The sequence below is a fragment of the Acrocarpospora sp. B8E8 genome, from assembly GCF_039871605.1.
GTDB classification, from domain to species: Bacteria; Actinomycetota; Actinomycetes; order Streptosporangiales; family Streptosporangiaceae; genus Acrocarpospora; species Acrocarpospora macrocephala.
Genome location: NZ_JBDPLV010000171.1, coordinates 1 through 2,416, shown reverse-complemented (window position 1 = coordinate 2,416; position 2,416 = coordinate 1). Strand labels below are relative to the sequence as shown.

Annotated in this window: 1 protein-coding gene; it reads right to left on the bottom strand. The window is 70.2% G+C overall.

Annotation, left to right across the window (positions count from 1 at the left end):
- Nucleotides 1-42: 42 nt before the first annotated feature.
- Complete coding sequence (locus ABGB08_RS54320; protein ID WP_347608371.1) at nt 43-2,316, bottom strand: helix-turn-helix domain-containing protein; 2,274 nt, start codon at nt 2,314-2,316, stop codon at nt 43-45.
- Between the last annotated feature and the right edge of the window lie 100 nt (nt 2,317-2,416).

Genomic DNA, 2,416 nt, shown 5'->3' with positions numbered 1-2,416 from the left:
CAGAGCTCCGGAAATTGAGCTCCGCGAGCCGTTGAATGTCGATCACGGGTTGATCGTGTAGGTGATGGGCCGGTCGTCGCCGGGTATCCGGGGCGGCTTGTTGTTGATCTCTTCGAGGAGCAGGGCGAGGCAGCGGGCAGTCTTGGGGGTGTGCGGGGCCTGGAGCGCCACGATGATCACGTGCGGGGTGTAGGTGATGGTGCCGGGCAGGTGGAACAGGGCGCGGGCGGCCGACCGGTATTCGTCGGAGTCACGCAGGTAGGCGTTGAGATGATCGGCGATCCACAGCTCGGCGTTGAAGGCGAGCAGTCGCAGCACCATCTGCAGGGCACGCCGCCGGGTGCGGAAGATGGCCCGTTCGGCTCCGCCGGTGATCTGGTTGGCGGGCAGCTTGGCCGGGATCGGCGCGAGCGCGGCTTCGGCGGCTCGCACGGCGGTGCCGGCGCGGTCGATCTCCCGCTGGGCGGCGGCCAGTTTGCGGTTGATCACGGTGATCGGCTGGTCGGAGCAGGTCAGCTGGGCCAGGTCGCGTTCGGCCGCGGCCAGGGCGTCGCCGGCCTTCCTCAGGTCGGCGCGGCCCTTCTTCCGCGCCGGGTTGTCGATCATCGGGGTGTCGTCGATCAGGTCGGCGGTGTAGGAACACAGCCAGTCCATGCCGTAATGGCGGATCAGGTCTTTCAGCACGTTCTCGATCCGCCACCGGCAGCGCAGCCAGGCCGACAGCGCCGCGGCCGGGGCGGCGGTGTCGCTGGTCAGCACCTGCAGCACCGGGCGTTCGGCGCCGGGCTCGCCTTCGAACAAGGTCAGCTGGCGGCAGGTGCCGTACTCGGGCAGGTCGACCTGTTCATCGGCGAGCAGCACCTGTCCCCGGACGCCGTCGATACCGGCGTGAAAATAGCGTTTCGGCTCGGTGCCGGTGGTGGTCAGGGTGCCGCGCCGGTAGGTGATCCAGTCCACCCGCTGGGCGCGGCAGATGGTGAACACCGAGGCGTACGCGCCGCCCCGGTCGAACCCCAGCATGATTTTCGCTTCCGCCCCGACGACCTGCCGTAGTTCGGCCAGCGCCGTGGGCAGTGTTCTGCTCAGCCCGGACGGTTCGCCGGAGATGAAGGTGACCGCCCGGCCCCGGTAGTCGACCACCACCGTGTCGCCGACGCCCTTCTCGGCTCGACCCCGTTTGTTGTTCCAGCATTTCCCGGCGGGTTTGGCGCCGCCGTAGGGGACGAAGTGGTCATCGACGAAGTACAGGTCCATCCCCGGCGCGTCGGCCGCCAGCATCGCGGCGGCCAGGTCGCGTTGCGCCGCCAGGGGATCGCTCGCCTCGGCCAGGGCGGCCAGCCGGGGACGCAGCGTGCGCAGTTCGGGCAGCCGCGCCAGCCCGGCCAGCGGCCCGCACTGGCCGGGAAGCAGGTGTTTGACCTGTTCCAGGCTGCCCGCGCCGAGCGCGAACGCCAGCGTGGTGGCGGTCAGCACCGCCACATCATCGAACCGGGCCGAAGCGGCCCCGCCCGATGCGCCGGCGGCTTTCTCCTGCCGGGCTTGGGCGACCTGGCCGAGCACGGCCGCCGCGTCGATCCGATCGAAGAAGGCGTGCAGCAGCATCGCCCCGGCATACCGGCTGGCCGTCACCGCCTCGGCCAGGCGACCCGGCCGCACCCCACCCGCTACCCCACCAGCGGTCTCGGGTTCGGTCTCGGGTTCGGTCTCGGGTTCGGCGTCAGCGATGTTCCCGGGCTCGGGGATGGCCTGTGGCTCCGCACCGGGGGCCGGCAGATCGAGCTGTTCGCCCTCGGTGCCCGGCCCGCTCCTCGCGTGCTGATCCGTCGCGTGCTGATCCGTCGCGTGCTGATCCGTCGCGTGCTGATCCGGCTCGGCCTGGGGCGCCGGGGTGGTCGCGGCCTCGCCGTTCAACGCGCGGCTGATCGTGGAATTGTGCACCCCGAGCCGGCGGCCGATCTCCACGTTCGACATCCCGGCCTGCTTCCACGCGCGGGCCTTGCCCAGTTGGGCGGCGGTCAGCTTGACCGGGCGGCCGGAGACCACGACCACGCCCGCCGCGCCCTCGCGCAGGGCCCGGCTGTGGAGGGTGGACACGTACTGCTCCGACAGGCCCAGCACGGCGGCCACCCGGCGGCCGGGGAAGCGCAGCTGGCGCAGCGCGGTCACCGCCAGGTTGCGCATCCCCAGGTCTTGCTCGTCGTAGCAGAACAGCGCGGTGCGGCCCACGCTGATCACTACCTGGCCATCGGCGTGGTCGCACCGCAGATCACGAGTGTCGGGCATGCCGTCAAGCATGACCGCTACGGCTGCGGACACCTTCACACCTTATCTTATTTCAACAAGATTTGCAGAGATGTGATGTGTAGGAACCCGCACGTGAGCGCACGTGCGGGTCACCAACTTCCGGAGCTCTGGG